We start from the raw sequence: 260 nt of genomic DNA, 5'->3' as shown, positions 1-260 counted from the left end.
CGCCGATGATCGGCGAGCGCCACGTCGGCGAGCAGGAGCGCAACGCCTTCGCCGAGCGCGCCGCGCGGGTGGTGTCCATGGCCGCGCACCAGTTCAACCAGGGCCTGCGTTCCTACTACTTCGGCCTGGCCATGCTGGCCTGGTTCATCAACCCGTGGATCTTCATGCTGGTCACCGCCGGGGTGGTCGGGGTGCTGTACCAGCGCGAGTTCCACTCCGACGTGCTCAAGGTGATGGTGTTCACCCCCACGCCCCACGCG

Annotated in this window: 1 protein-coding gene; it reads left to right on the top strand. The window is 68.1% G+C overall.

Annotated features, from left to right (window positions below):
* Window positions 1–260: DUF599 family protein (locus tag CN946_RS20915; RefSeq protein WP_141546958.1), on the top strand; the 260-nt coding region annotated here is incomplete at both ends.

Source organism: Bacillus sp. AFS053548, assembly GCF_002575105.1.
Taxonomy (GTDB): domain Bacteria; phylum Bacillota; class Bacilli; order Bacillales; family Bacillaceae_G; genus Gottfriedia.
This window is presented reverse-complemented; position numbering and strand designations above follow the sequence as displayed.